General features: G+C 69.2%; 20 protein-coding genes and 9 pseudogenes. 12 read left to right on the forward strand and 17 right to left on the reverse strand.

Translation table 11 applies throughout. From position 1 onward, the window contains the following. Positions 1-1,363: 1,363 nt before the first annotated feature. Both ACZ7MX_RS36490 and ACZ7MX_RS36495 read left to right on the forward strand, forming a co-directional pair. Positions 1,364-2,499, forward strand: a pseudogene (locus tag ACZ7MX_RS36490) (transposase); the annotation flags it as partial. A gap of 265 nt (positions 2,500-2,764) precedes the next feature. After that, positions 2,765-2,980, forward strand: a pseudogene (locus ACZ7MX_RS36495) (winged helix-turn-helix domain-containing protein); the annotation flags it as partial. A gap of 19 nt (positions 2,981-2,999) precedes the next feature. Here ACZ7MX_RS36495 and ACZ7MX_RS36500 read toward each other — a convergent pair. The 7 genes from ACZ7MX_RS36500 to ACZ7MX_RS36530 all read right to left on the reverse strand — a co-directional run bounded on the left by ACZ7MX_RS36500 (position 3,000) and on the right by ACZ7MX_RS36530 (position 10,701). Next, positions 3,000-3,563: a S26 family signal peptidase gene (locus ACZ7MX_RS36500; protein ID WP_472138757.1), complete on the reverse strand. Its 564-nt coding sequence runs from the start codon at positions 3,561-3,563 to the stop codon at positions 3,000-3,002. Next, positions 3,560-5,401, reverse strand: coding sequence for an ABC transporter ATP-binding protein (locus ACZ7MX_RS36505; protein WP_472138602.1), 1,842 nt, complete (start codon positions 5,399-5,401; stop codon positions 3,560-3,562). The genes ACZ7MX_RS36500 and ACZ7MX_RS36505 overlap by 4 nt, the downstream gene beginning before the upstream one ends. A 59-nt stretch (positions 5,402-5,460) precedes the next feature. Further along, positions 5,461-6,003 (reverse strand): TlpA family protein disulfide reductase, encoded by a 543-nt coding sequence (locus ACZ7MX_RS36510; protein ID WP_472138603.1) that lies wholly within the window; start codon positions 6,001-6,003, stop codon positions 5,461-5,463. 36 nt (positions 6,004-6,039) lie between these two features. Beyond that, positions 6,040-6,666, reverse strand: a complete 627-nt coding sequence (locus ACZ7MX_RS36515) for a MauE/DoxX family redox-associated membrane protein (RefSeq protein ID WP_472138605.1) — start codon at positions 6,664-6,666, stop codon at positions 6,040-6,042. Positions 6,667-7,147: 481 nt separating this feature from the next. Further along, the gene (locus tag ACZ7MX_RS36520; RefSeq protein WP_472138606.1) at positions 7,148-7,642 is read right to left on the reverse strand and encodes a resolvase; all 495 of its coding nucleotides are present in this window, start codon (positions 7,640-7,642) and stop codon (positions 7,148-7,150) included. A 503-nt stretch (positions 7,643-8,145) separates the two neighbouring features. Beyond that, positions 8,146-9,534 carry an alpha/beta hydrolase gene (locus tag ACZ7MX_RS36525; protein ID WP_472138608.1) on the reverse strand — a complete coding sequence of 463 codons (1,389 nt, stop codon included), beginning with the start codon at positions 9,532-9,534 and terminating at the stop codon, positions 8,146-8,148. A 630-nt stretch (positions 9,535-10,164) separates the two neighbouring features. Further along, on the reverse strand, positions 10,165-10,701 hold the full coding sequence (locus ACZ7MX_RS36530) for an Lrp/AsnC family transcriptional regulator (RefSeq protein WP_472138610.1): 537 nt from the start codon (positions 10,699-10,701) through the stop codon (positions 10,165-10,167). Positions 10,702-10,761: 60 nt separating this feature from the next. Here ACZ7MX_RS36530 and ACZ7MX_RS36535 point away from each other — a divergent pair, with 60 nt between their 5' ends. Then, on the forward strand, positions 10,762-12,027 hold the full coding sequence (locus ACZ7MX_RS36535) for a trans-sulfuration enzyme family protein (RefSeq protein WP_472138612.1): 1,266 nt from the start codon (positions 10,762-10,764) through the stop codon (positions 12,025-12,027). Between the two features lie 67 nt (positions 12,028-12,094). Here ACZ7MX_RS36535 and ACZ7MX_RS36540 read toward each other — a convergent pair. The 3 genes and pseudogenes from ACZ7MX_RS36540 to ACZ7MX_RS36550 all read right to left on the reverse strand — a co-directional run. Beyond that, positions 12,095-13,108, reverse strand: a pseudogene (locus ACZ7MX_RS36540) (IS630 family transposase); the annotation flags it as partial. A 233-nt stretch (positions 13,109-13,341) separates the two neighbouring features. Continuing rightward, positions 13,342-13,623, reverse strand: a pseudogene (locus tag ACZ7MX_RS36545) (transposase); the annotation flags it as partial. 238 nt (positions 13,624-13,861) lie between these two features. After that, complete coding sequence (locus ACZ7MX_RS36550; RefSeq protein ID WP_472138614.1) at positions 13,862-14,842, reverse strand: ArsR/SmtB family transcription factor; 981 nt, start codon at positions 14,840-14,842, stop codon at positions 13,862-13,864. 115 nt (positions 14,843-14,957) lie between these two features. On the opposite strand from ACZ7MX_RS36550, the gene ACZ7MX_RS36555 reads away from it, so the two are divergent. After that, a complete protein-coding gene (locus ACZ7MX_RS36555) occupies positions 14,958-15,548 on the forward strand; it encodes a ricin-type beta-trefoil lectin domain protein (RefSeq protein WP_472138616.1) in 591 nt (196 codons plus the stop codon). 64 nt (positions 15,549-15,612) lie between these two features. Next, positions 15,613-16,179 (forward strand): RICIN domain-containing protein, encoded by a 567-nt coding sequence (locus ACZ7MX_RS36560; RefSeq protein WP_472138618.1) that lies wholly within the window; start codon positions 15,613-15,615, stop codon positions 16,177-16,179. 119 nt (positions 16,180-16,298) lie between these two features. On the opposite strand, the pseudogene ACZ7MX_RS36565 reads toward ACZ7MX_RS36560, so the two are convergent. Together ACZ7MX_RS36565 and ACZ7MX_RS36570 are read right to left on the reverse strand one after the other, a co-directional pair. Beyond that, positions 16,299-16,514, reverse strand: a pseudogene (locus ACZ7MX_RS36565) (transposase); the annotation flags it as partial. An 87-nt stretch (positions 16,515-16,601) separates the two neighbouring features. Continuing rightward, positions 16,602-16,776: pseudogene (locus ACZ7MX_RS36570) on the reverse strand (NUDIX hydrolase); the annotation flags it as partial. A gap of 156 nt (positions 16,777-16,932) precedes the next feature. Between ACZ7MX_RS36570 and ACZ7MX_RS36575 the strand changes: the two are divergent. Continuing rightward, positions 16,933-17,277 (forward strand): DnaB-like helicase N-terminal domain-containing protein, encoded by a 345-nt coding sequence (locus tag ACZ7MX_RS36575; protein ID WP_472138759.1) that lies wholly within the window; start codon positions 16,933-16,935, stop codon positions 17,275-17,277. A 170-nt stretch (positions 17,278-17,447) separates the two neighbouring features. Here ACZ7MX_RS36575 and ACZ7MX_RS36580 read toward each other — a convergent pair. After that, positions 17,448-18,134, reverse strand: a pseudogene (locus ACZ7MX_RS36580) (transposase family protein); the annotation flags it as partial. A 118-nt stretch (positions 18,135-18,252) separates the two neighbouring features. Between ACZ7MX_RS36580 and ACZ7MX_RS36585 the strand changes: the two are divergent. Beyond that, positions 18,253-18,648, forward strand: coding sequence for a hypothetical protein (locus ACZ7MX_RS36585; RefSeq protein ID WP_472138620.1), 396 nt, complete (start codon positions 18,253-18,255; stop codon positions 18,646-18,648). Between the two features lie 138 nt (positions 18,649-18,786). Here the strand turns inward: ACZ7MX_RS36585 and ACZ7MX_RS36590 are convergent, their stop codons facing one another. Next, a complete protein-coding gene (locus tag ACZ7MX_RS36590; RefSeq protein ID WP_472138622.1) occupies positions 18,787-19,221 on the reverse strand; it encodes an NUDIX hydrolase in 435 nt (144 codons plus the stop codon). A gap of 37 nt (positions 19,222-19,258) precedes the next feature. Beyond that, positions 19,259-19,348 (reverse strand): annotated as a pseudogene (locus ACZ7MX_RS36595) (SDR family oxidoreductase); the annotation flags it as partial. Between the two features lie 116 nt (positions 19,349-19,464). On the opposite strand from ACZ7MX_RS36595, the gene ACZ7MX_RS36600 reads away from it, so the two are divergent. After that, complete coding sequence (locus tag ACZ7MX_RS36600) at positions 19,465-20,397, forward strand: hypothetical protein (RefSeq protein WP_472138624.1); 933 nt, start codon at positions 19,465-19,467, stop codon at positions 20,395-20,397. Positions 20,398-20,584: 187 nt separating this feature from the next. Here ACZ7MX_RS36600 and ACZ7MX_RS36605 read toward each other — a convergent pair. Then, positions 20,585-20,905: pseudogene (locus tag ACZ7MX_RS36605) on the reverse strand (COG4705 family protein); the annotation flags it as partial. Between the two features lie 166 nt (positions 20,906-21,071). On the opposite strand from ACZ7MX_RS36605, the gene ACZ7MX_RS36610 reads away from it, so the two are divergent. The 4 genes from ACZ7MX_RS36610 (at position 21,072) to ACZ7MX_RS36625 (ending at position 25,499) form a co-directional block, all read left to right on the forward strand. Further along, positions 21,072-22,148 carry a bile acid:sodium symporter family protein gene (locus tag ACZ7MX_RS36610; RefSeq protein WP_472138626.1) on the forward strand — a complete coding sequence of 359 codons (1,077 nt, stop codon included), beginning with the start codon at positions 21,072-21,074 and terminating at the stop codon, positions 22,146-22,148. 128 nt (positions 22,149-22,276) lie between these two features. Continuing rightward, on the forward strand, positions 22,277-22,930 hold the full coding sequence (locus tag ACZ7MX_RS36615; RefSeq protein WP_472138628.1) for a response regulator transcription factor: 654 nt from the start codon (positions 22,277-22,279) through the stop codon (positions 22,928-22,930). Beyond that, positions 22,921-24,189 carry a sensor histidine kinase gene (locus tag ACZ7MX_RS36620; RefSeq protein ID WP_472138630.1) on the forward strand — a complete coding sequence of 423 codons (1,269 nt, stop codon included), beginning with the start codon at positions 22,921-22,923 and terminating at the stop codon, positions 24,187-24,189. Before ACZ7MX_RS36615 ends, ACZ7MX_RS36620 begins: the two co-directional genes overlap by 10 nt. A gap of 38 nt (positions 24,190-24,227) precedes the next feature. After that, positions 24,228-25,499, forward strand: coding sequence for a COG4705 family protein (locus ACZ7MX_RS36625; protein ID WP_472138632.1), 1,272 nt, complete (start codon positions 24,228-24,230; stop codon positions 25,497-25,499). A gap of 122 nt (positions 25,500-25,621) precedes the next feature. Here the strand turns inward: ACZ7MX_RS36625 and ACZ7MX_RS36630 are convergent, their stop codons facing one another. Next, entirely contained in the window at positions 25,622-26,182 is a 561-nt protein-coding gene (locus ACZ7MX_RS36630; RefSeq protein WP_472138633.1) for a response regulator transcription factor, read from the reverse strand. Positions 26,183-26,205: the final 23 nt, after the last annotated feature.

Raw genomic sequence — 26,205 nt, forward strand, 5'->3', positions numbered from 1 at the left:
CCCCCCTCGGCACTGTCCGCGAATCGCTATGTCGGGATAACCCGACACCGAGGGCTCCTGTGTCAGGTCGGGCCGACATTCGGTCTCGGCATGTCGTGGTCCGGCGACATTGCCGTCGGTTTCCACCGCGCCCGCGTTGGAGCTCACCGCCGTGGCGACCGGCCCGCGGTTGACGGGCCGGCGCACCAGGAGGTGGCCGCATCCCAGATCAGGCTGCAGTTTCGCAGCCCTGGAGGGCTCAGTGCCGCGCGGCAACTACAGGGATGGTTGGTAGTGGAGGAGAGCGAGACGGTGAGCGCATATCGGGTGCGGGCGGGCCGTCGGCGACGGCGCCAGGGCACAGGTGAACTCCGCGGCGACGGCTGGGTGCGCACGGACGCGGACGAGCAGCTGCTCCGGCTGGCCTGCCGGTACAGCACGGTGACGCTGCGACAGGCCGCCCGGGCGTGCTGGCGCGGCCAGACGGAGACCGCCCGAACCCGGGCGCGGCTGATGACCGAGGCCGGACTGCTGCACCGCTCCGCGGCGGCCCCGTGGGCAGGCACCGTCCTGTGGCCGACCGTGCGCGGAGCAAGGATCGCCGGGGGCAGCCTGTCGGCGCCGAACTGGCCGGGAGAGCGGCTGCTGCACCGCCTGGCCACCTCCGACGTCGGGATCGGCCTGGAGGCCGCCGGGCACACGGTGCTCACCGAGCGGGAAATCCGCACCGCCGAGGCAACCGACGGCCGTGCGGGTGCTGCTGTACGGGCAGATCGGCCGCGACCGACCGCTGATGTTCGACCTGGCCGAGAAGCTTCAGTTCACCGCCACCTCGGAGGACGGGCGGGTACTGGACGCGCTCGCGCACGCACGGCGCAACGAGGCAGCCCGCGGCGAGTACATCAGCGCGATCGGCGAGGACGGCAGGCGCATCGACATCTCCTTCGCCACGCAGAACTGGCAGAAGGCCGTGCTCGACCGGACGCGGCCGGGGCAGTTCGTCCGCAAGCACTTCGAGGCGATGGTCTTCAGCTATATCGCCGAGGAACTGCGCACCGGCGACGTGGCGGTGGTCGGCTCGGAGGAGTACGCCGACTGGTCGGGGCAGCTGCTGCTGTGGGAGGCCGTCGAGGAGAAGCTACCCGCCCACCTGGTGGAGGTCGGGCTCGCCGAGGAGGGCGAGGCCGCCGGCCTCGACGCCGCATACTTCCGCAGCCAGCTGGAGGACCGGCTGCGGTCCGCCGCCGCGGCCGCGGACGCCGGGTACCCGGACAACGAGAGCCTGGTGATCGACCCGGCCACCGGCATCCCCTCACTCAAGGCGCACCGCTCGGAGGGGCAACGCCCGTCGGCGAAGCGGCTGGAGCAGGAGATCAAGGCCCGCATGCCGGAGCGCACGCTGATCGGGATCTGTGCCCGGACCGCGTACTGGGTGGAGTGGTGGCGCCGTTTCGGCCCTCCCTCGGGCAACGACCCGAAACTCGCCGACCCGTTCGGCCGGTATGTGCTCACTACCTTCGTCAAGGGCACCAACATGGGCCCGTACGAGGCGGCCCGCCACATCCCCGGCGTGAGCGGGCACGAGCTGGCGTACACGGCGAACCGGCACTTCTCCCTCGTGCTGCTCAACGAGGCCATCGCCGACTGGTCAACGCGCACGCCCGGCTGGGCATCTCGCAGGCGTGGGGCGACGGCATCGCTGTGGCCGCGGACGGCACCCACATGGACACCTACCTCGACAACCTGCTCGCCGAGACGTCCGTCCGGTACGGGAAGCCGGGAGGCATCGCCTACCACCACATCTCGGACACCTACATCGCGCTTTTCACGCACTTCATCCCGTGCGGGGTGTGAGAGGCCGTCTACATCATCGAGGGCCTGCTCAAGAACGCCTCCGAGGTCAAGCCCACCACCGTGCACGCCGACACCCAGGGCCAGTCGCTGCCTGTCTTCACCTTGGCGCACCTGCTGGGCTTCGACCTGATGCCCAGGATCAGGAACTGGAAGGGGCTGACCTTCTACCGGCCGTCGAAACAGACCGAGTACATGCACATCATCGGCGCCCTGTTCGGCGAGGCCGGGAAGAACGCCATCGACTTCGACCTGATCGAGTCCCAGTTCCGGCACCTGATGCGGGTGGCCCTCTCCGTCCACGAAGGTGTCATCTCCTCGGCGACACTGCTCAACCGGCTGGGGTCCGGGTCGCACAAGAACGCCACGTACATCGCCTTCCGCGAGGTCGGCCGCGTCATCCGCACCGTGCAACTCCTGCGGTACCTCACGGACGCGCCGCTGCGCCGCCGGGTGACCGCGGCGACCAACAAGGTCGAGTCGTTCAACCGGTTCTCCCGGTGGGTCGGCTTCGGCAACCAGGGCGTCATCGCCGACAACGACCCCGTCGAGCAGGAGAAGGCGATGAAGTTCAACTCTCTGCTCACCAACGCGGTGATCTTCCACAACGCCCTGGACATCGCGGAGATCGTGCGGCAGTTGCTGGAGGAGGGATGGGAGATCGACCCCGAGGACCTGGCGCACATCTCGCCGTACCTGACCGAACACATCAAACGCTTCGGCGAGTACTCCACCCACGAACTCGACATCCAGCCCGAGCTCAGCCGGAATCCGAGGCCCCCGGTCGGAAAGGTGCGCCCGAACTGCTGTGACGCTTTCGCGGAAGGTGTCACGAAAGGCTTCGGGGTGGAGGTCGACCGGCGGGTCGTCGTCAGTGCCGACGTCACTGCTCCGGCCGCTGCCGGGAAGAGGGCGAGGCCAGGGACGGCAGCGGCGTATCCGGTGGAACTGCCTGACCGAGTGGGAGATTCCGGCCTCCACCACACAACTGGCCCACCGCACCGGGCTCTCCCCAGCCGGGGTATCCCCATACCTCACCGCAACACGCGAAGCGGGTCTGGCCAGCGCCCACCGCGCCGGCCGCTCCGTCCTCTACGCCCGCACCACCACAGCCGAAACCCTCCTGATCGTGTCCGAACCGGTGCCGTGATCCGGGCGCCCCAACGTGACTACCGGCTTTCCAGCACTCTCACGACCGTCCCCAGCACGCGGGCGAGTGGTACGTACCCCATCTGCCGGGAGTCGAGGCTGACTTCGGCGTTATCCCCAAGCAGGACCACTTGTCCGGGTGGTACGCGCTCCTCCGGCACTTGTGCGAGTGAGGGGAGGTACCGTGGCACCAGATCTCCCGGCACCGCTGCCACTCGCTTGATCAGCCAGTCCCGCTCAGAGAGTGCCATCACCGTCCCGGACCGGACGGGAACCGGATGCGCGCCTCGTCCCGTGCCTGCCCACGGCGGTTCCGCGACCACGACACGCCCGGGCGCGGGCAGTATGTCGCGCCGGATCAACACCCGGTCGCCGTCGCGGTACGTCGGCTCCATGCTTGGCCCCCGCACCGTGACCACGAGGACCCGGCGGCCGAGCAGCGCGCGAGCGGTCAGGAGCAGGCCCGTCGAGATCACGGTCAGGACGGCAGCGCCGTGCATGACGGCGATGGCACGGTTCGAGCCGGGCAACGGGCTCGGGGAGAGGTGTACGGCACCCCGCGGAAGTCGCGGCGGCCGGGTCATCGTCGGCCCGTCGCTTGTGTCGCCTGCGGCGTACCGTCCTCCGAAGTCGCGCGGTAGCCGGACCCTTGGAGTGTGAACAGCCGGGCGTATTCCCCGTCGGCCGCCATGAGTGCGGTGTGATTGCCCCGCTCGACGATCCGCCCGTCCTGGAGCACCACGATGAGGTCGGCTTCACGGACGGCTCCGAGCCGGTGCGAGATGAGCAGACTGGTGCGGCCGTCGCGGAACGTACCGAGAGAAGCATGGATCTCGTGCTCGGCCTCGGCGTCCAGTCCGGCGGACGGCTCGTCGAGGATCATCAGGTCCCGTCCGGCACGCAGAAACGCGCGGGCCAGGGCCAGGCGTTGCCACTGCCCGTCGGAGAGCATTACACCTGTCACGGGGTTGTCCTTGTCGGCTTCCATGAAGAACATCCGTGACAGCAGGGTGTCGTACCCGTGAGGGAGCTCGGCGAGCTTGTAGTGGATGCCGGCACGACGGGCCGCCGTGTGGATGCGTTCGGGGTCCTGAAGCGACTCCAAGTCGCCGAGGCCGATGTTCTCCGCAGCCGTCATGTCGTAGTCCATGTAGTCCTGGAAGACAGCTCCGATCCGCCGCCGCAGCTCCACCGGGTCGATGTCGCGCAGATCGACGCCGTCCCACAGAATCGCGCCCCGCTCCGGATCGTAGAAGCGGCACAGCAACTTCACGAGGGTGGATTTCCCGGCACCGTTGAGACCGACCAGAGCGAGCGCCGCCCCATGCGGAATGTGCAGGTCGACGCCGCGCAGTATCCAGGGATGGTCCGGCGAGTAGCGGAACCAGACGTCGCGCAGCTCGATACCCCTGCGCAGCACGGGGAGCTTGCGGAACTCGCCGGGCAGTGGCAGGTCCGGGCCGGCTGTCGTGACGGCGATGTAGTGGTCGAGCATCAGCAACGCCTGGTGGGAGCGGGCGACTTCGCCCGCGAGCGTGGCCAGCGCCGCTTGCACACCGGCGACGGCGGCCACGAACATGGTGACGTCGCCGACGGTGAGGGCACCCGCACGCGCCGCGCTGACGGCCCACAGCAGTCCACCGCCGGATACCGCCGCTGCCAGCCCGGCCAAGGCCGCCTGCACAACAACCTCCCTGCGATCCACGGCGCGCTTCGTGGCTTGGCTGGCGCGCCGTTCGGACTGCATCCGGCCTCGAAGGAACGCTCCGGTGCCGAACAGCCGGACTTCCTTGGCTGCCTGGATGCTGGACAGCAACTGGCTGTAGAAGATCTCCCGGCGTTGGGCCGGGCCGATGTCCCAGAACATCCGGGCGCGCCGCCGTGACAGCGCGATCTCGGCAAGCAGCGTCGGCAGCCCCGCCAGCAGGACCAGTGCGGTCATCAGCGGACTGAGCACCAGGAGGGATCCCAGGAATCCGGCGATGGTGATGCTGGTGCACACGATGCCCAGCGTGCTCTCCACCACTTGGTTGGGGCTGGTGCCACCCACTTGCTGGGCCAGGCGCATGCGGTCCAGGAAGTCGGGGTCCTCGAAGCGCCCCAGGCCGGTGAAGCGCTCGACAGAGGCGAAGAGCCGGTCCTGGGCGAGGAGTCCCACCTCGCGTCCCATCTCGGCCCGCAAGTACTGGGTGAGGTGGGGGGTGAGCGCGGCCACGACCCCAACCCCTGCCAGGCCGGCGCCCAGCTCGACCAGGTGGGCGAAGTCCGCGCCCGCAAGCAATCCGTCCAGCAGGGTCTTGGTGAGCCAGGCGCCGGCAACCGGAAGGGCTCCGTAGGCCAGCGTCAGTACCGTGCAGAACATCAGGGCGCGCGGGGCTGCCCTGGCAGTCAACACGCAGGCGAGGCGTATGCGTGCCGACATCGACGCCTGGTGCGGTCCGTGGCCGGGCCCGGCGGAGACCCGCTCTGCCGAAGCGCCGCTCATGCCGCGCTGACGGCGGATCGGCCGAGCTCCACATGGCTGGCGGTGACGACGAGCCGGCCGCCTCCATCCGGAGCGACGCGCACCACGGTGGGGTACGAGGTGGTCCGGAACGCGGAGTTCAGCGGGCCGTTCTGGCCTTCGACCACCACGTGCGCGATCGGCGACAGCGCGGTGACGAAGGGGGCGCCCGCGTCTCCTTCACCGACCACGACGGCGAGTGCGCGGCTTCGCCCGCCGGGACGTGTTCGTACGTACTCCGCGAACTGAGGCAGCTTCTCCTTGCACGGCTCGCAGTTCGGCGAGAAGAACGCGACGACCGTCTCCTCGGTCAGCGACTCGCGGACCAGGCGCACGCCATCGACGGTGACCGATTCGAACGCACTGATCTCAGCGCCCACATCGATGGTGGCGAAGCCGCCCCCCATGATGGCCAGCCGCTCCGTGTGCTCGCGCAGCCGTTTGATCACTCCGATGGTGAGGACGAGATCCAGCGCGCACAGGACGCCGAGGAGGATCACGGCCGCGATCAGAAAGGGCATGAGCTTCTCCTGGTGATGGATGAGTGTCGTGGTCGTTCAACGACCACCGAGCGTGTTGCCGGGCGGCGCAGCGAGCGGCCGGAACAGGGCGCGTACGTCGTCGAGTACGGTGACCAGCGCGCCCAGTGCCACCCCGGCTGCCGCCGCTGTCGCGACCCCGGCCGGTTGGGCATCCGCGGCACCCGGCGTGACCACCGCGCCCACACATGTGATGAGGACGAGCACCGCGTTCCGCCCGATGTGCCAGCGGCCGAGCGGCGTCCTGGACGCGCCGAAGCAACGGCAGGGCACACGTACTCCCCGCCGCAGCGCGATCGTGATCCCGGCCGTGAACACCGAAAGGAGAACCACTGTGAGCGCGAATCCCATCATCACCGCGCTCGCCGAGGGGGTCGCCAGCAGGACGCACACGGCCAGCTCACCGATGATCACGCCGGATGCCACCCATCGAACCAGGCCCGTCGGCAGGAGCCGGAGGTCACGCAGCGACATCACGAACGCGGTCTGGGCTCTGGTCGAAGCGAGCTTGCTGAGAGCTGACGCCAGAAAGACCAGACCGACGAGACAACGGATGCCGATCGCTGCGTACTGCATCAGAGCTCTCCAGTTGGTCAGAAGCCGGTCATTTACCGCACGGGATGTCTGCCGCGGCAGGGCGGACACGGACTTTCCGCAGGCGCCGCGTGCACGCCACGAGAAGTCCGCGTCCTCATTCCCTGTCGGAACAACTCACCGGGTCAGGGCACGAGCGCAGGTGAGACCTCGGTCATTCGCACACGTACCAGCAGCCGCCGCCGGTCACACAGCAGCCATGACACGGGCGCCCGTTGCATCGCGGGCAACTGCCCCAACTACCGCAGTGATCCTGGGCGCTTGCCGATGCCTCCACCGCGGGAACCAGCCGCTCCAGCAGCCTGCTCCCCAGTGCCTCGATCTTATGGAACATGTCCGTACTCCTGAGTTCGGGCCGGGCCCCTACGAGCCCGGCTAACGGGAGGTACCGCCAGAGACTCTCCAGAGCAAGCGGGACGGGAGCAAGAGGTTCGCGTTGTCCGGACCTGTCCGGGACAGTCCCGGACAGGCTCGGACAGGCTCGGACACCGGGCGTGAGTAGTTGCCGTACAGAAAGCGCCGCTGAGGACGATCATGGTCCGGTCGGTGTGAGGGTGCTGACCCGGTTCTCGTACTCGCGACGGGCCTTGCGCTGGGCGGGGACCGCCGGGGCGCCCTGGTCGCCGTCGAGCGGCTGACAGCGGGCGAGGAGTCCGCGGTGCACGGCGGGGACGGCGCTGACGCGCAGGGTGTAGCCCTGGCCGCGGCGTACGGTCACCCCGTGGTCAAGGGCAGCCCGCTCGGCGGGCTCCAGGTCGGCCGCGCGGAGGAAGTCAGCGACCTTGCCCGGCATGTCGAGGGCGACCGGCAGCTCCGGGGCCGGGGTGTCATCGTGGGCGGCCGCAGTGTGCTCGGGCATGAGGTCGGTGACGGCCGCGCGGATGGCACCTCGGCTAACGCCGTGCTCGCGGGCCAGGGCGGCGATGGACCGGCCATCCAGGTATCCGGTACGCACGGCGTCGGTCTTCTCGGCCCCGATGGCGGGGCGGCGTCCGCCCTTGTTGCCCTTTGCCTCGGCGGCCCGCATGTTGTGAAGCCGCCGGTCATGACCGTGGCGTCCCCAGCTTTCGGCATCGACGACGCGGCGGTGGTCGTTGCACAGGGTGGCGGTGTCGCCGGTGTGGTTTCAGCGAAAGTGCCCGCAGCGAACCCGTCGCCGTCCTCGTCCGGCCCCGCCATCGACCACCCGCGTACGCCCGCACCTGGACACCTCACCCGCTGCCCGGTCTGCGCAGCCACCACGGCTACCGCGTCTACCTGTCGCCACGAGGATGCGCATCTGCCCATTTCCGTCGGTGGACTTGTGCCCACGTTGTCCCGCTGGAACGAGGTCGGGGTGGGGCGCCAAAGACCATGCACGGGAGGCAGCAGGCTATCGACCGGGCCCTGTATGCGCCGAGGTTCCAGGCCCCCACGTGGCACCCACGCCGACAGCACCAAGCCCGCAGCCACTACAAGCGCCGAGGCCGCAGCCGATAGAGCTGCGGCCTCGACACCACAACGCAGTTGCGGTGGTGAGCGCTGAATCTGTTACCGCGTGCCGCGGATCGCTTGGGGGTCGGTGACTCGAAGAGCAGGCCCGGTCTTCGTAGCGGAGGAGGACGGGGTCACATAGACCGGGGTGGGGTCGGGTTCGGGGGCGCAGGTCTTGGCGATGAAGCCCTTGCCGGTTGGGAGGCTGCCGTCCCGCAGGTAGGCGGTGAAGGTGTCGTCCAGGCAGGCGTTGCCGTGGAAGAGGATCTCGTGGAAGCTGCCGCCGTTCTGGACGACCAGCTTGGAGCCGGGCAACGCCTTGTGCATCGCGACAGCGCCCGGGTAGGGGGTGGCGGCGTCCTCCGTGGCCTGGAAGAGCAGGACGGGCGGCAAGCCCTTACCGGTGATCTTCAGTCGGCCGGCCTGGTCGCCCTGGTAGGGCCAGAACATGCAGGCAGCGTTGTACCACATGTTGTTATAGGTGTAGAAGGGCGCGATGGCGTTGACCTTGGCCTGGTCCCTCTTCCAGAAGTCCCAGTCGCGCGGCCAGTTGTTCTCGGTGCACTGGACCGCGTTGTACGCCGGGAACGTGCCGTCGTCAGCGCCCGGGGCCGCGTAGCGGTTGTAGGCGATGTTCAGCGGGCGGGTGTCGTTCTTGGTGAGGTAGGCCGACAGCACGGTCGCCATCTGCGGCCAGCGCAGGAAGTTGTAGCCGCCACCGTAGAAGGTGTCCTCGAGCTCAGCGGGGCCGATCTTGCCAGGGGCCGGGGCGGCATCCACCGGGTTGGTCCGCAGCGCGGCTTCGACCCGGAGGTATTTCTTCTCGACGGCGGCCGCGTCGGTGCCCAGGTGGTAGACGGAGTCGGCCTTGGCGGTCCACGCCGCGAAGGCGTCGAATCGGCGCTGGTGCTCCTTGTCCTGCAGGATGTTGTGGTCGTACCAGTCGATGTTCGGGCCGACGATGCTGTCCAGCACCATCCGGCGCACGTGCGAGGGGAAGAGCTGGCCGTAAGTCGAGCCCAGCGAGGTACCCCACGAGCCACCGTAGAAGTTGATCTTCTGGACGCCAAGCGCCCGACGAATGCTGTCCATGTCGCGCGCGTTGTCGACGGTGGTCATGTGCGGCAGGAACCAGCTCCAGTTCGCGGCGCAGTCGGCGGCGTACTTGGCCGCCTTCTCCAGCCACACCTTCGAGGTGCCTTGGCTGACTTGATAGTCCGGCCGCTCGCCGTCGAAGTAGTGCGCGTCGCAGGTGACGTGTGGGGTGCTGGCGTTGGTGCCGCGCGGGTCGAAGCCGATCCAGTCGTAGGTCGAGGCGACGTCGTGCGGGATCTTTCCGGAGATGTAGCCGGGCATCCACAGGCCCGAGTCGCCGGGACCGCCGGGGTTCAGCAGGATCGGGCCCTGCCGCTTGTCCTTGGGGGCGGTGGCCGGGAGCCGGTTCACCTTGATCTTGATCTTGGTTCCGTTTGGGTGCGCATAGTTCAACGGCACTTCGAGCATGGCGCACTGCAACGCGGGGGTGGTCGTGTCGTGGCAGGAGCTCCAGGCGAGCTTCCTTTCACCGACGCCCTCGGGTGCTGACCGGGAGGTAGAGGCAGGCGTAACACCCGCTGTCATTCCGCCGATTGCGGCGACGGCCGCTATCAAGGCTGTGACTCTTCTCATGGAGAAAGTATGTGACATGTACAATGTCACACTTGGGCGATGGCCTGCGCGTTATTGAACTGTGACCATAGCGAGGCCGGGAGGCTGTTCCGGGATGGCGCCGTGCGCCACCGCCCATCGCGGTCGAGGACGTGCCTACACGTCCGGGCGCAAGAACTCGCCGCGATCTGCCCGACCACGATCGCCGCCCGAGAAGCGTCGAGCACATGGGCGAGCACAACCGACCCGGTTCACCGAACCACTCAGCGCACGCAGCCACGCCCGTGAGCCCGTTTCCCCCCGCTCGCGCCCAGGAGGTCAGGTTGGACGGCTTCATAGTCGGCACGGTCGTGATCTTCAACCACCACGAGTCGGTCGAGCGACAGCAGGGCGGCGACCTTGTGGCTCCGACTTGGACCGATATACGCATCAAGCCCCGGGGTTCCCCGGGGCCTGATGGTCGGAGGTGGTCGTGGGGGCGGGAGCACCCTCGGGCCGGGGTGGCAGCAGCGGGCCGCAGTCCCACTGCTGGAAGATCAACCGGGTCTCGACGCGCGCCACTTCGGGCCGTGCGGTGAACCCGTCGAGGACCAGCCGCTGAAGATCCCCCATGTCCGCGACCGCGACATGGACGAGATAGTCGTCGGGCCCGGTCAGATGGAAGACCGTAATGGACTCCGGCAGTGCCCGGATCCGCTCCACGAACGGCCCGACCAACTCCCGCCGATGCGGCCTGACCTGCACGGACAGCAGTGCCTCCAGGCCCCGGCCCAGCTTCGCCGGGTCCAGCCGCAGCTGATGGCCGAGAATCACTCCCGAGCGGCGCAGCCTGGTCACCCGGTCCAGGCAGGTCGAAGGCGCGACACCGACCTGCGCGGCGAGATCGCGGTACGTCATCCGTGCGTCGTTCTGGAGCAGCCGCAGCAGATGGAGATCCACCGGATCGAGTACGACAGAATCGGCCATACTTCGAACGTAGCACGAGGTCCGGCCATCCGACCCCGTTCGGTGTTCAGACTCCTGGGCATGGACTCCGGCAGCTTTGACGCATATGACGTACCGGTCGACCCACAGGGAACCGGCCATGCTCTCGACGACACCGGGCGTCGTGTCCCGGGCGTGCCCGCACCCCGGGCGCTCGCCACCGAGGCGGTGCATGCCGGGCGCGACGACCTCGCGCGGCAGGGGGTGCACGCCCCGCCGATCGACCTGTCCACGACCTACCCCTCGCACGACAGCCGGGGCGAGGCCGCCCGGATAGACGCCTTCGCAACCGACGGTGCCGAACCGGAGGGCCCGCCCGTCTACGGCCGCCTCGGCAACCCGACCGTCGCCCGCTTCGAGACCGCCCTCGCGCGTCTTGAGGGCACCGAGAGCGCGGTTGCGTTCGCCACCGGGATGGCCGCGCTGAGCGCCGTGCTGCTCGTACGCAGCGCGATGGGCCTGCGCCATGTCGTCGCCGTACGACCGCTGTACGGATGCAGCGATCACCTGCTCACCGCAGGGCTGCTGGGCTCCGAGGTGACCTGGGTCGACCCGGCGGGCATCGCGGACGCGCTGCGCCCCGACACCGGCCTGGTGATGGTCGAAAGCCCGGCCAACCCGACCCTCGCCGAACTCGATCTGAGAGCCGTCGCGCACGCCTGCGGTTCCGTCCCGCTGCTCGCCGACAACACCTTCGCCACCCCCGTGCTGCAACGCCCCGCCGAGCAGGGAGCCCGTCTAGTCCTGCACAGCGCCACCAAATACCTGGGCGGCCACGGAGACGTCATGGGCGGCGTGGTGGCCTGCGACGAGGAGTTCGCCGGGCGGCTACGCCAGGTGCGGTTCGCCACGGGCGGAGTGCTCCATCCGCTCGCCGGCTATCTGCTGCTCCGTGGTCTGTCGACGCTGCCCGTACGGGTCCGAGCCGCGTCCTCGAACGCGGCGGAGCTGGCCGGCCGGCTCGCCGCCGACCCCCGCGTCACCCGCGTCCACTACCCGCGCATCGGAGGCGCCATGGTCGCCTTCAAGGTAGCCGGCGACCCCCACGACGTCATCGCGGGCGTCCGACTGATCACCCCGGCCGTGAGCCTCGGCAGCGTCGACACCCTCATCCAGCACCCCGCGTCCATCAGCCACCGCATCGTGGACGCCGACGACCGCCGCGGCGCGGGAGTCAGCGACCGGCTGCTGCGGCTCTCGGTGGGGTTGGAGGACGTGGAGGACCTGTGGGCCGACCTCGACCTGGCGTTGGGGACGGCGCCGGGACCAGGCAAGGTCCTCCGGGAAGCGGCGGTCGCAAACACGTAGAACCGCAGACGACGACCGGGCCGGTGGGCGTCCTGTGGGTCAGGACCTCGTGACCAGAGTCAGAGATTCGGTGGCAGGAGGCAGCGACTTTGTCGAGGATCTCATCGGCTGTTTTCGTCCGGACGAACGGCCCGGGGTGCTCGTTCCAGTCGGCCAGCCACGCCCGGATGTCGCGTTCGAGAGCCTGGACTGAGCGGTGGACGCCGCGCTTGAGCTTCTTCTGCGTGAGCTCGGCGAACCACCGCTCCACCAGGTTCAGCCAGGAGGAACTGGTGGGCGTGAAGTGAAGGCGGAAGCGCGGGTGGGCCAGCAGCCACTTCTTGACTGCGGGTGTCTTGTGGGTGACGTAGTTGTCGAGGATCAGATGGACCTCAAGGTGGGCGGGTACCTCCTTGTCGAGCTTGGCGAGGAACTCTTTGAACTCGATCGCCCGGTGGCGGCGGTGGAGGGAGCCGATCACTTTGCCGGTGGCGACCTCCAGGGCGGCGAACAGGGTGGTCGTGCCGGCGCGGACGTAGTCGTGTCTGCGGCGTTCAGGAACTCCGGGCACCATCGGCAGCACGGGCTGGGACCGGTCGAGGGCCTGGATCTGCGACTTCTCGTCCACGCAGAGAACGAGGGCCCTCTCCGGCGGATCGAGATAGAGCCCGACAACATCACGGACCTTGTCGATGAACAGCGGGTCCGTGGACAGCTTGAACGTTTCGGTCCGATGAGGCGCCAGCGCCAATGCACGCCACATCCTCGAGATCGCCGACTGCGACATCCCCGTGGCCGCCGCCATCGACCTGGTCGACCGGTGCGTCGCGTTCTTCGGCTTCTCCTCCAGCGTTTTGACGATGACCCGCTCGACATCCGCATCGGTGATCTTCCGCGGGACACCCGGCCGGGGCTCGTCGGACAGTCCGTCCAAGCCGCGTTCGAGGAACCGCCGCCGCCAGGTGCGGACTGTGTCCGGGGCGACGCCCAGGCGTCGCGAGACCTCCATGATCGAGTGCCCCTCGGCGCACCCCAGCACGATTCGCGACCGCAGGGCCAATGCCTGAGCAGTCGAGCGCCGACGCACCCATCCCTCAAGCACAGCCCGCCGGCCAGCAGTTCGTGGACGGTTGCGTGCTTGGCGCGGGTGCGGTCGGCAAATCGATGTCCGGTAGGCCACGGCGAGCCGGACGGGTCTTCGAACTTCTCCGGCTCGGGGGCAGGCTGTGCTGGAGCTGGCGTCAGCACCCGCAGGCACCCGCGGTGGTCTGCGACGCAACGCGCGGCGGCTTCACTCAGGTTGTGCCGCAGGTGCCATCTGTCTGCCACCTGAACCGCCTGGGGCGCCCCGGCGGTGGCGCCTTCGGCGAAGTACGGTGCCCGATCGCGGCAGACCACTTCGACCCCTGGCCGCTTCGCGAGCCAAGCGGCCAGGCTGGAGGCTTCCCGGTCGGGCAGCAGGTCCGCTGGACGCCGGCTTTCGACGTCGGCCAGGACGGTCCCGTAGTGGCGGCCTTTGCGGGTCGCGTACTCCTCGACGCCGACGACGCGCGGGGCTGGGACTTCCGGGTCGGGCAAGGCTCCGACCAGCCGCAGCAACGTGCGGCTGACGGACAAGCCGAAGATTCCCGCCCATGCGGGTGCCGGCCCGACCGGCGAGCGTGAGGCCGACTGCGGCCAGCGTCGACCGCAGGCGCTCGGTCCGTCGGTCGTATCGACGAGTCAGCCCCGATCGGCACTTCGACGGGGCCATGCCCCCCGTCGACTGGACCAGCCGTCCCGAGAGGTACCCCCTCCCTCGGCCGGGTGCGGCCCGCCCCCCGCCTCTCCCGGGCGAGGGGCGCGGCTGGTACGCCTACACCGCTCCCCCGCGCCGCTGGTAGAGCACGTGCCGGGACCGTCGGGCACGGGTGACGAGCCCGGCCCGGTGGAGGATCTGCAGGTGGTAGGAGACGGTGGCCGGACTCAGGTAGAGCCGCTGGGCGAGTTCCGTCGTGGAACGCGGTTGGCTCAGCTCGGCCAGGAGCTTTCGCCGCATCGCCCCGATCAGCGGGTGGTCCTGGGCGGGCGGAAGACAGTCGACCTGCGCGGCGGGATAGACGATGAGCGGAGTGCGCGGCGCCGGCGTCCCGGGCGGTTCCCCGGCGCAGAAGAGGGCCCGGTCGACGAAGACGCTCGGCGTGAGGATCACCGCTTCCGCGTCCAGCGTCAGCCGGTGGATGCTGTCCGTGCGGAGGCGGACGAGCAGTTCGCCGTCGCGCCATTCCAGGTTCGGGGCCAGCCGGTTGAGGGCCTCGGCGAGCCCGTACTGGGCGATCTCGGAGGCCCGGGCGGTGACGTCCGCTTCCAGTCGGGCCCGGATGGCCGGCCACGAGGGCTTCAGTGCCGCGTGCCAGAACCGCGCCATCTCGTCGGCGAGTCGGCGCGCGAAGTGGTCCTCCCCCCGGTCGAGGGCCTGCAGGAGCTGCCGCGGCGCCGGGTGGCCGGAACCGGGGTCCCAGGAGTGGCCGTTGACGGCCCCGGCCAGCTCGTAGCGGATCCGTTCCTGCGGGGTCGTCGCGATCTGGTGCAGCGCGGTGTCGATGTCGGTCAGGAAGGCCGGGGGTTCCGGCCGCAGGAAGTCCGGGGCGTAACCGAGGGGGCCTCCCCCGCCGACCACGGCCAGCAGCCCCAGCCGGTGCCGGGTCAGCGCGTCCGTGGCCCTGGTCCGCCAGGGCGGGGTCAGGGTGCCTGGGCCGAAGCCGACGAGGCGGAGCAGGTCCTTGGCCGAGCCCATCGGTGAGACCGCGAACCTCACGCCCCCCAGCCCCCGGGCGCCCAGGCGGATCCGGATCACACGCGTTCCCCCTTCGCCAGTCCCTTCGAAAGAAATCGAATCATTCGACCGTTCAATCGGCGTGGCGTTTCCTGGATTCACCGCACAGACCGGCCCCGAAAGGAAACCAGGACCCGTGATCCTTCACAAGAAGCTGGCCGCCGTCGCGACCGCCGTGGCAGCCCTCACCGTCGGTGCCTCAGGCGCGGCATCCGCCCAGGCCGCCGAGCCCGCCGCCCACCACGTGACCTGGGAGCAGGGCCAGGCGCCTGGCGCCCGGGCGGGCTCCCTCACCGCGGGCATCTACGTCCGGATCTACAGCCTGTACCGGGCGACCCCGGGCCAGTGCCTGGACGCCGACGCCACCGCCGGCGGCAACGGCACCAAGGTCCAGGTGTGGGGGTGCAACGGCACCACCCAGCAGGAGTGGCTGCTGTCCACCGACGGCAGCCTGCGGAGCGTGCGGTTCCCGGGCATGTGCCTGGACGCCGACACCAACGGCGGCGGCGCCAATGGCACCCGGGTGCAGCTGTGGCAGTGCAACGGCACCACCCAGCAGCAGTGGTATCACCCCTCCGGGGACCTGGCCATCTACAACGTCCGCTTCAACAACGGCAACAACACCGTGCTGGACCGCGACACCAACGTCCCCGGCAACGGCGCCCGGGCCCAGCTGTGGGGAAAGAACTTCCAGTCCCAGCAGTGGTGGGACATCCGGACCGCGTGACGCCTCCGACGCCATCGGCGCCGCTGCCCGGTGAACAGCACGTCTCGACACGGAGGCAACACGCATGGACGCAGCGGCACGTACCCGGAGGAAGCTCACCGCGGGAGCCGTGGGGCTCGCCGCCGCGATCGCGTTCGCGGCGGGCGTGACGCCGGCCTCGGCGTCGGCACCGACCGCGATCGCGTCCCCCTCGCTCAAGGACGGGGAGATCGTGGAGCTCTGGAACTACAACAGCCAGCATTGCCTGTCGGTCGGCGCCGGGAGCACGGCGGGCGGGGCCGGGATCATCCAGTGGTCCTGTTACGGCGGCGCCGAGCAGTACTGGGGCCTCTACCCCATGCCGGACTCCGGCGGCGGCTACGAGATCGTGAACAACAACAGCGGCAAGTGCCTGGCTGATCCGGCGAGTTCGCCGAACGCCGGCGTCCAGCTGATCCAGTACGGCTGCGACAAGGGGGCGGAGCAGACCTGGTACTTCGACCGGAACCCGGACACGGGCTTCGCCCAGATGTGGAACCGGGCGAGCGGCCTGTGCGCCGCGGTCGGCGCCTCGAGCACGACACCCGGCGCCCTGGTCGTCCAGTGGCCCTGCTACGGCGGCGCCGAGCAGCGGTGGACGACCTCCGCCTGACCGCCGACCTGGCGGCCACAGGGAGCCGTTGACCGACGTCTCGCGGCATCTTCCTCACGAAGCCGCGAAACGACCCGCCCTGGCCGCGCCCCTCGCCCTCCCCGGGCGAGGGGCGCGGCCCCGGCCTCATGCCAGCGGCCGAGCCGCCGCCAGCAGGTCTGGCCAGAGCCGAAGCCCAGCTCCAGCGGCAGCTGCTACCAGGTCATGCCGGTGTACAGCACGAACAGGATCCCCTGCAGGCACAGCCGGTCGTCCACCGGGCGCGGGCCCGGCGACCGCTGCGGCCACGCCGGCAGCAACGGCTCCATCCGCGCCCACATCTCGTCGTCCACCATCCACGGCTTCTCGCTCACACCATCACGAACGGACGGATCGTCACATCGGCCACGTCCCATCAGCAACGATCATCGAGATCGTGTGACGAGCTCATAGAGCCCGGCGAAGCGCGATACCTGCTCCGACCGTCGGTGGACGAGGATGCGTCCACGCTCATCACGACACCCCGTCACGGCGACTCGGTGCAGCCACCCCCCGGATGCCCTGCCGGCGGCTGACCACCATACCCAGCACACGATCTTGATCGTCGACACGCTCCACCAGTTCATCCACGACGCACACCCTGGCAGAGCCCGCTGACAACGCCGCTTCTCTGAGCCCGCAGAGACCGACCCAGGGGAACCGGAACTAGGAGGCCGGACACAGGTGACCACAGTTGTCGACCTGTCGCGCTCAGACTCAACCGCCCACAAGACCATGCGGTGGCTCCAGCCCGACGACTTCGCGCTACCGCTGCACGGACGGCTCTACCAGTGCCTGACTGCCCTCGCCCACCGCCGAGCCGCCATCGATCCAGTGACGGTGCTGTGGGAGGCACAGCACCGACAATTGCTCACCGCACACCTCGCCCCAGCCGACCTGGTGGGCCTCGTGTCGAATCCGGTCGGCTCACCCCGAATACTGGGGCGAGAGGATCTTGCGACGGGCCCTGCTCAGCCAAGCTCACACCGTCAACCTGCGGCTGCGTGCCTTGACCGAACGACCCAGCCAACACCCCGCATCAGTTCGTCACCGGCAGCCGCCGCGCCCTGGCCGAACTGAGTGCCCTGCGCACCCGCTGGCAGCGGGCCAGCACCCCACCGGATGCACCTTCTACACCTCGCACCGCACGGGACACCCGCCGCCCCCCGCGCCAGCCCTCCTGCGGTGAGCACCACTCCCCCTCACGCCACCCACGCACCCCGATAGACACCACACCTCGCACTTGGCACCAGACGGCTCCAGGTCTTCATTCGGGCGAAGACGTGCTCGACGCGGGCGCGGACCTGCCGGTGGGACTTGTGGTGTTCCTCTTTCCAATCCGGGAGTTCGGCCTGGCCACGCTCGCAACGGTGCGGGATGACGAGTTCGGCGCCCAGGTAGCTGCCGTCGACGATCGTGAGGGTCTTGCCGACAGCGGCCTTGGCGCCAGACTTCTCGCACGCCTTGCAGTCGTTGCGGTTGCCGGCGAGCGGCCGGCCGACCACGGCGACCAGACGGCTGTCTGCGTCGGTGACGACCTGGTGGTTGGTGGAGTACCGATAATTCTTAGACCGCTCGGCGACGGGGTGGTCCCGGGTGGGGACCAGGATGCCGTCCACGATGAGCACGGTGCCCTTGGCTAACCGCCTGTGGGGCCGCAGGGCAAGCGCGGGACCGAGGTGGTCGATAATCCGGTCGGCCGCGGATTCCGAGATGCCGAAGAGCGGCGCGAGTTGGCGCCTCGTCAAGTTCGTTCGCCAGTAGGCCGACACGAGCAATATCCGGTCCTCCAGCGGAAGGGACCACGGCCGGCCCTAGCGGACCGGATCCGCACCTTCGTGGCGCAGCACGGTCACCAGCTTCCTGAAGGAACGCGGGCTCAGCCCGCTGAAAGAGGCTATCCAAGACGACTCCGACGCCGTGATCACACCAGCCACCACAAGATCGTTCCATGATGCCCGGCACAACATCGCGATGTTCTGTCTCCCCGCCCAGCAGCCCAGGCCACGCCGCAATCCTGTAGCAACACCCACGTGCAATCTCTACAGTCACCGCATGGCCACCGAAGACGAGCCCCCACGTCAGCCCGACATCGCCGCGATGCTCACCAATCAGACGAGCGCGTGCAAGCCAGCACGCGACGCCATCGCCGCCGGTGGCGAGGTACGGGTCTCGGACAGGGAGGCGCCCCACTGGATGGTCGCCGGCATCGCCGCAACGAGGTTGAGACGGTCGTTGAAGCGCGGCCTGCCCGAGACCATCGGCCTCGACGAGACCGTTGAGATCCTCGCGCGGCACCGCGGCGAGCAGCTGCGTACCGGGACCATCGACGCAGCAGACCGGCTCTGGTTCTTCAATCTGTACTTCGACGCCACCGGGACCGAGCTCTTGGCGTGCAGCGGTGTCAATCGCTCTCGGAGGCCCAGCACGAAGGACTCACCCGAGCCCTGAGCTGATCCGCACCCGCCCTCTGCCCAACCGCAGCCGCCACCACCTGCAGAACCTCAGCTTCGAGGAGCAGGTCGTGGAGGCAGGCCGAAGAAATCTCAACTGCGGTGAGGTGTTACCGGACAGGCCTTAGGAAGGCGGTTACAGCGTGGTGAGCAGATCGCCGCGTTCGAGGGCCACGCGCAGAACGTGGGCGATCTCCTCGGGCAGCAGGTTCACTTCGGTGAGGGCTTCGGTGGTGAGGGGGATCTCGTCCAGGAGGTACTCGCCACGGTCGTCGCGCTGGAATTCGGGGCCGGTCTTGTCGTCGAAGTTCCAGTGCGTGATGTGGGCGAGGTAGAAGTATTCGGTTTCGCCCTTGGGGGTCTCGAGTTGGTGGAGCAGGCGCACGATCTGGGCCTCGCCTGCGGTCTCTTCGCGGACCTCGCGCAGGAGTGCGGCCTCGCGGCTGGCGTCGCTGTCCTCGACGCCGCCGCCGATGATCACCCAGTAGGGGTCGATGCCGGGGCGGATGCGCTTCATCAGGAGCAGGGTGTTGTCCGGCGTGATCAGGATGGCGCGGACGCGTTGCTTCATCGGGTAGGTCTCCTTCGGGTTTGGGTTGTATGAGACGTCAGTGGAGGAGCCAGCCGCCGTCGATGTGCAACGACTGGCCGGTGATGAACGATGCGGATGGGGCGGCGAGGAAGGCGATGGCGGCGGCGACGTCGCCAGTGCTTGACCGGCTTCACAGTCCCGAGGCGCCAAGAGGCCCTGTCTTCATGCGCCGACCGCTTCACGATCACGCGATCTGGGACCCTGTCCGACCAAACAAGCCTCATGGCTGGTACGACAACGGCTTCTTACGCGGGCCTGACCGATGGGTTGCTGTGCTTTGCCCAGGACCTCTTCGGCGTCCAGTTCGCCCTCGACAACGAGGGACACGTGGTGCGCTTCGCCCCGGAATCCGCCGAACGCACCGTCCTCGGTATCAGCCTGGAAGATTGGGCACAGTGGCTCCTGGTCGACCCCGACGTGCACGACGCCCACGCCTTCGCCACCAGCTGGCAGGACCGCCACGGCGCCCTCGCACACGACCAACGCCTGATCCCACTGCGCTTCTTCGCCCTCGGTGGTACTTACGAGGACGACAACCTCGCCGTCAAGGAAGCCGCGCAATGCATGCGCATCCGCGGCCCCCTCGCCCAGACCCTGTACTCACTACCTGACGGAGCCCACTTCCAGATGACGTCCACCCCACCCCCCAGCGACCCCGACCTGCTCTCCCACCACGAACTCGAAGTCTTCGCCGATTACTCCACCCTGCTGATCCAGGACGACGACGCGCGCCTGGGCGAACCCGAACCTGCCTGGTTCGAAACACTGGTTGAGAATTGGATCAACACCGCCCCCGGCATCATCGGTATCGGAGCCGCCCGCCCCTTCGACGTTCCCGTCACCGTAGACGTGCGCCGCGCGCCGCCAGCCGATGACGACACAGAACTGCAGCAGGCCGAGCACGTCACCCAGGCCAGCCTCGCGATCCCCTCCGGACGCCTGCTGATCTCCATGCAGGACTTCGACGACGCGCTGCCACGCATCCCCCTCACCCCAGGCACCTACACCGTGCGCATTTACTCCCACGGCCTGCAAACCATCTCCGAGGACGGATTGGACGGCGAAGACCGCTACCACGTGGTGCTCTGGCCCACGGACGAAGACCACCCCGCCCAGGTCCTCAAGCACTACCCCGAGCCCCTTCCCGGCGGCTGAAACCCGCAGCCGAACATCACGCTTCTGCGGGAACACCTCCGGCCTCCGCCCCCGCCGTCGGTCTTTTCGAGGAAGCCCTGTGGGTCAATCACGCGGTGGTAGGCATCTCCGGCTGTCGCCCGAGCCCGCTTTGGGCACCGGAAGGTACTGCGCCCCGCCCCGACACGCAGCTGCCGGGGCGGGGCGCGTCGCTGACCAGGGTGCCGACGACGCTGATCAGGGCGACGGCGGGCCAGTACACGCCCGGGCGGCAGCCCTTTGTGCGGAACTGCACCACGAGGACGACGGTGAGCAGCGCGCTCATCAGCAGCGAGACTCCGGTCAGCCCGAGGCCGGCCTTCTCGTTCAAGAGGTCGGCGGCGGTCTCGCCGACCGTGGTGCACAGCACCTTGATCACCCAGAAGTGGACCGTGAGCTCGGGCACTTTGTTCCAGCGCAGCCGGTGACGGGAAGGGGCTGCCTGGCCGACCTCCTCAAGCACCGGATTCTCAGATGTCTCGTATGCCATGTCGCCCGACCGTGGCACCGGGTACCTGAACACATCCTGACTGCCGCCGTGGATCACCCGCCCCGCCCGTTCCGTGCGCGCACCATGGCTCCATGCACACGCACGCACATGGTCTCCGCATAGCGGTCTTCCGTCCCGCCCCTGCCCGCGACGGAAGAAGACCGCCATGCACGCACCCGCTCCGCCCGCCACCCCGGCGCCCACTGATCGCGCGACCGCCTGGCTGCGGCGCCGTCTGGGCCGGGCCGTCGTCCTGTCCTACGCCGCAGCCCTGCTCGTGCCGGGCCCCGGCCGGTGGCTGCGCCACTCCCACGCGCTGCCGCTCGGGCCGCTGATCCGACTGACGGTATCCACCGCACCATGCCTGCTGTGGCTGGTGCTGTTCTCATCCGGACTTCAGGTCCCCGTCCGTGAGCTGGCCCGAGTCCTGCGGCGCCCGAGTGCACTGCTCGCCGGGCTTGCGCTGCACCTGGCGATCCCGTTGCTGGTCGTCCCGCTCGTCGCGGTCCTGCTGCACGCCTCGCCCGACTCCGACGGCGGCAGCGGGCTGGTCACCGCAATGATCCTGATCGTGGCGATGCCCGTGGCGGCCGGCGCCACGGTGTGGACCGGCAAGGGCGACGGCGACCAGCCGACCATGGTCGGCCTGGTCCTCGCGTCCACCCTCATCAGTCCACTCACCACACCGCTGGTGATCGAGCTGCTGTCTCCGCTGCTCAGTGACGGCTACGCCGGCTCGCTCGCCGCGAGTGTCCACACTGTGGGCGGTGGCTTCACCTTCGTCGGCGTGGTGCTGCCCTGCGCGGCGGGCATCCTGGTCCGGCTCGCCCTGCCCGCGTCGTTGCTCGGCCGGGCGCTGGGCGCAGTCGTGCCTGTGGCCCTGGCCGGCTCACTGGTCCTGACGTACGTCAACGCCAGCGGCGCCCTCGGCTCCTTGGTCGCTCGGCCACGCCCGCTACTGCTGGGTGCCGCGCTGGTCGTGGCGGCACTGGTCTGCCAGCTGTCGTTCGTGCTCGGCCGCTGCGCGGCGCGGCTGCTGCGGCTGGACCCGCCCGCCGCTTCCTCGCTCACCCTCGCCTGCGGCATCAACAACAGCAGCGCCAGCGCCGTACTGATCACCGCCGCGCTCCCGGACAAACCACATCTACTGCTCCCGGTCCTTGCCTACGGCCTGCTCCAGAAGACAGCCGCCAACCGGGTCGTACGGGTCCGGCCTCCCACGGTGTTGCGTTCTATTGCCTAGAAGATCGCGGTCCCGGCCCGACGCGGGCCGGCCCGCACGTGAGGCAGTCAACAGCGGCCTGCTCCCGACCGTCAGGCGGCTGACCAGGGCAGATGGAGAACTGGCACGGGAGTATTTAGGGTCAGCACGTGGCTTTCATCATGGTGTGTGAAGACGACGCGGCGGTCCGCGGCGTCCTCAAGCGCGCCTTGGAGCACGACGGGCACACCGTCTCCGTGGCCGCCACAGCCGACAGCCTGCTGCGGCAGCTCGCACCGGCGCCCCACCTGGTCGTCCTGGATCTCGGGCTCCCGGACGCCGACGGCCGCGACGTCTGCCTGGCCCTGCGGGCTCGCGGCGTCGACGCGCCGGTGCTGATGCTCACTGCCCTGGACGGCCTGCACCACAAGGTGGGCGGCTTCGAGGCCGGCGCCGACGACTACATGACCAAACCCTTCGACATCCCGGAACTGCTGGTCCGGGTCCGTGCGCTGCTGCGCCGGGCCACCGTGGCGCCCGCTCCGCGCGAGGTCGTCCTCGATCCGGCGAAGCACGTGGTGACCTGCGATTCGGTGAGCGAGAGCCTGACCCCGACCGAGTTCCGGCTGCTGGGCCGCCTGATCACCTCGCAGGGCGACGCGGTACGCCGCCATGCCCTCATCGCTGCCGGCTGGCCGCACGGGGCGCAGGTCAGCGACAACACCCTCGACTCCTATGTGCGCCGCCTCCGGGCCAAGCTCGGTCCGCTGGGTGTGGCCGAGCGTCTGGCGACCGTCCGCGGCGTGGGCTACCGATGGCAGTGACGGGATTCCGTAAGCGGGTCGTCGCACTCACCGTGCTGATCGCCACCGCCGTGGTCGCGATCCTGGTCGTCGTCTCGCACGTGCTGCTGAGCCGGGTGACCGACGCCGACGCGCACGATCTGGCGCGTACTCGCGCCGAGGCGGTCGCGGCGAACGTCACCGCCAAAGGCGGCCGCGTCGTACTGACGGAGAACAGCAGCGAGGCGCTGGACGAGGTCGCCTGGGTGTATGCCGACGGCCGCCTGATCGACGGAAACGTCCCGCCGAGCCTGGTCGATCGCGTCGAGGAGCTCGCGGACTCCGGGCGACCGCAGACCGCGACGGTCGACGATTACCTCCTGTACGCGCGGCAGGTCCCGATCCACGGCCACCACGTCATGGTGATCGTCCGGGTGGACCTCACGCCCTACGAGACGTCCGAGCAGCGCAGCCTGACCTTGTCGCTGATACTGGGCGGCCTCACGATCCTCCTCGCCGGCGGGGTCGCACACCTCGTGGTGCGCCGCGCGCTGCGGGTCGTGCACGAGATGGCCGCCCTCGCCGACGACTGGGGCCAGCACGAACCCGGGCGCCGCTTCAATCTCGGCGTCCCCCGCGACGAGTTCGGGGAATTGGGGCGGACCCTGGACCACCTCCTGGAGCGCGTCGACAACGCGCTGGCGGACGAGCGCCGGCTCACCGACGAGATCGCCCACGAGCTACGGACACCGCTCACGGTCCTGCGGGCCGAGGCGCAGCTGGCGCAGCTGTCCGGCGAGCCGGTGCCGACGGAGGCGGTGCTGAGCGAGGTCGACCGCCTCGATACGGCGATCACGACCCTTCTGCGCGCCGCGCGCGCACGGACGGACAAGGGGACCCGGTGCGATCTGCGCTCCGCCGCACGGCAGGCGATCGCCGGCCGCGCGGTCGACGTCGCCTTCCCGGCAAAGGTCGAGGTCGCCGTGGCGGCCGACGTCGCCGTGTCGCTGCTGACACCCCTGCTGGAGAACGGCCTGCGGCATGCGAAGTCCCGTGTGTGGATCACCGCGCGCAACCAGGGCGAGGCCATCGTGGTCGATGTCCTGGACGACGGCCCAGGGTTCGATCCCGACGAGGTCGACCGGGTCTTCGAAGCGGGTGTGACCGGCGGCGCCGGATACGGGCTGGGGCTGCCGGTGGTCCGGCGCATCGCCGCCTCGGCCGGTGCGGAGGTCCGCGCGATCGCGGACGGCAGTGGTCACGTCGAGGTGACGCTCCCGGCCGCACGCGCGGCCACGTAGTCAGGTTGCTTGCAGGTTCCCCGCGTAAACCTCCCTGCATGACAACGACAACGGAAGCACCCACGCGCAGCGGGCGGCTCATGCTCAACAAGGTTCCCGAGGTCACCATCTGGTTCTGGGTGATCAAGATCCTGTGCACGACGGTCGGTGAGAGCTTCGCCGACTGGATCAACATGAAGCTGGGCGTCGGCCTGGTGAACACGGCTTGGATCTTCACCGCGGTGTTCGTGGTGGTCCTGGCCGTCCAGCTGCGGCTGAAGCGGTACGTCCCGTTCCCCTACTGGCTGACCGTCGTCGTTGTCAGCGTCACGGGCACCCTGTACACCGACATCCTCACCGACCAGCTCAACGTGCCGCTGTGGATCAGCTCCGCGGTGTTCTCGGTGCTGCTCGCGGTGGTCTTCGGCGTGTGGTGGCTGCGCGAGCGCACCCTCTCGATCCACTCGGTCACCACGCTGCCGCGTGAGTCGTTCTACTGGCTCGCCGTTCTCGTCACCTTCGCGCTCGGCACCGCGACCGGCGACTGGACCCTCGAGCTCACCGGCTGGAGCCCGGGCGCCTCGGTGCTGCTGCCGCTCGGCCTCATCGCGGCGATCACGGCGCTGTGGAAGTTCGGCGCGAACCCGGTGCTGTCCTTCTGGCTCGCCTACATCCTGACCCGCCCGCTGGGCGCCAACATCGGCGACTGGCTCGCCTCCCCCAAGGTCGCTCAGCCGGGCGAGCCGACCGGCCTCGACCTGGGAACCTTCACCACCAGCCTGATCTTCCTCGGCCTGATCCTGGCGACCGTGGTCTACCTGACGGTGACGCGCTCGGACGTGACCGAGACCTACGAGGCCGCCCACGCCGCACACGCCAGCGGCGGACCGCGCAGGGAGCGCGTCGGGCTGGCCGGCTTCGGCCTGCTGGCCGTCGCGACCACGGGCCTGCTGGTCTGGGCCCACGGTCAGCCGCACACCGGTCCGGCGCCGGAGGAGGACAACACCTCCGCCGTCCAGATGGCTCCCGGTGTGGCGGTGAAGAAGTTCCCGCCCGCCAAGGTCGCCGCGCTGAAGAAGCTCGCCTCCACCTCGCTCAAGGACGCACGCTCGGGGAACGCGAAGGGCGCACACGCGGCCGCCCAGTCGCTGCGTGACCTGTGGGATGCCGACCAGGCATCGCTGCAGCCGCTGGACGGAACCGGCTGGACCTCCATCGACGCCCAGATGGACAAGGTGCTCAAGACGTTCGGCATCGATCACTCGAACCCGCCGCTGTCGCCCGCGCAGCAGGAGAAGGAACTGAACGCCCTCCTGACGGACATGGGCTGACAGACCACACAGCGCCCGCCCGGCCCACCCGGCCGGGCGGGCGCTGTGTGCCGCAGAATCAGCCATGGTGACGTCGCGGGTCTTGGTGGGGCCGAACCAGTTCTCGTCCCACACCTGTGCCATTAGCGTTTCTCGCGAGACGGCGGTGCCGGGTTCCTGGCGAGCAGGGCGAGGAGGTCGAATTCCTTCGGCCGCAAGGCGATCTCCCTGTCGTGGAGGGTGCAGCGGCGTGCGGTGGTGTCGATGACCAGGTCGCCGAGCCGTAGTGGGGGCTGCGGCTGCGACGTGACGGTCTGTCGGCGCAGGTGGGCGCGGAGGCGGGCCAGCAGAACAGTGAGGCTGAAGGGCTTGACCAGGTAGTCGTCGGCGCCTGCGTCCAGGCCGGCGATGACGTCGCTGTCGTCGGTACGGGCGGTGAGGATCACGATCAGCAGGTCGGGGAAGCGGGCCCGCAGGGTGCGGGCGAGGTCCAGGCCGTCGAGGTCGGGCAGGCCGAGGTCCAGGAGAACGGCGTCGTAGGCGGTGCGGTCCGTCTCCGTCAGAGCCGAGGCGCCGGTGCGGCTCCAGGCGGGGACGTAGCCGTTGACGCGCAGGCCGGTTTCCAGGTGGCGTCCGATGGTGTCGTCGTCCTCGACGACCAGGATGTGCAGGCGGCTGCGGTCCGGTGCGGCAGGCGTGCCCATGGCAACACAGTAGACAGGTCGCT

This window comes from Streptomyces sp. NPDC107765 (genome assembly GCF_055657085.1).

Excerpts from the sequence above, each read along its gene's own strand:
- ACZ7MX_RS36585 (WP_472138620.1), top strand. The coding sequence starts at position 18,253 with ATGGCCACCGAAGACGAGCCCCCACGTCAGCCCGACATCGCCGCGATG.
- ACZ7MX_RS36520 (WP_472138606.1), bottom strand. The coding sequence starts at position 7,642 with ATGCGGGCCGCCGAGGCAAAGGGCAACAAGGGCGGACGCCGCCCCGCC.
- ACZ7MX_RS36575 (WP_472138759.1), top strand. The coding sequence starts at position 16,933 with ATGCGGTGGCTCCAGCCCGACGACTTCGCGCTACCGCTGCACGGACGG.
- ACZ7MX_RS36625 (WP_472138632.1), top strand. The coding sequence starts at position 24,228 with ATGACAACGACAACGGAAGCACCCACGCGCAGCGGGCGGCTCATGCTC.
- ACZ7MX_RS36610 (WP_472138626.1), top strand. The coding sequence starts at position 21,072 with ATGCACGCACCCGCTCCGCCCGCCACCCCGGCGCCCACTGATCGCGCG.
- ACZ7MX_RS36560 (WP_472138618.1), top strand. The coding sequence starts at position 15,613 with ATGGACGCAGCGGCACGTACCCGGAGGAAGCTCACCGCGGGAGCCGTG.
- ACZ7MX_RS36500 (WP_472138757.1), bottom strand. The coding sequence starts at position 3,563 with ATGACCCGGCCGCCGCGACTTCCGCGGGGTGCCGTACACCTCTCCCCG.
- ACZ7MX_RS36510 (WP_472138603.1), bottom strand. The coding sequence starts at position 6,003 with ATGCCCTTTCTGATCGCGGCCGTGATCCTCCTCGGCGTCCTGTGCGCG.
- ACZ7MX_RS36535 (WP_472138612.1), top strand. The coding sequence starts at position 10,762 with ATGGACTCCGGCAGCTTTGACGCATATGACGTACCGGTCGACCCACAG.
- ACZ7MX_RS36630 (WP_472138633.1), bottom strand. The coding sequence starts at position 26,182 with ATGGGCACGCCTGCCGCACCGGACCGCAGCCGCCTGCACATCCTGGTC.
- ACZ7MX_RS36530 (WP_472138610.1), bottom strand. The coding sequence starts at position 10,701 with ATGGCCGATTCTGTCGTACTCGATCCGGTGGATCTCCATCTGCTGCGG.
- ACZ7MX_RS36620 (WP_472138630.1), top strand. The coding sequence starts at position 22,921 with ATGGCAGTGACGGGATTCCGTAAGCGGGTCGTCGCACTCACCGTGCTG.
- ACZ7MX_RS36505 (WP_472138602.1), bottom strand. The coding sequence starts at position 5,401 with ATGTCGGCACGCATACGCCTCGCCTGCGTGTTGACTGCCAGGGCAGCC.
- ACZ7MX_RS36600 (WP_472138624.1), top strand. The coding sequence starts at position 19,465 with ATGGCTGGTACGACAACGGCTTCTTACGCGGGCCTGACCGATGGGTTG.
- ACZ7MX_RS36590 (WP_472138622.1), bottom strand. The coding sequence starts at position 19,221 with ATGAAGCAACGCGTCCGCGCCATCCTGATCACGCCGGACAACACCCTG.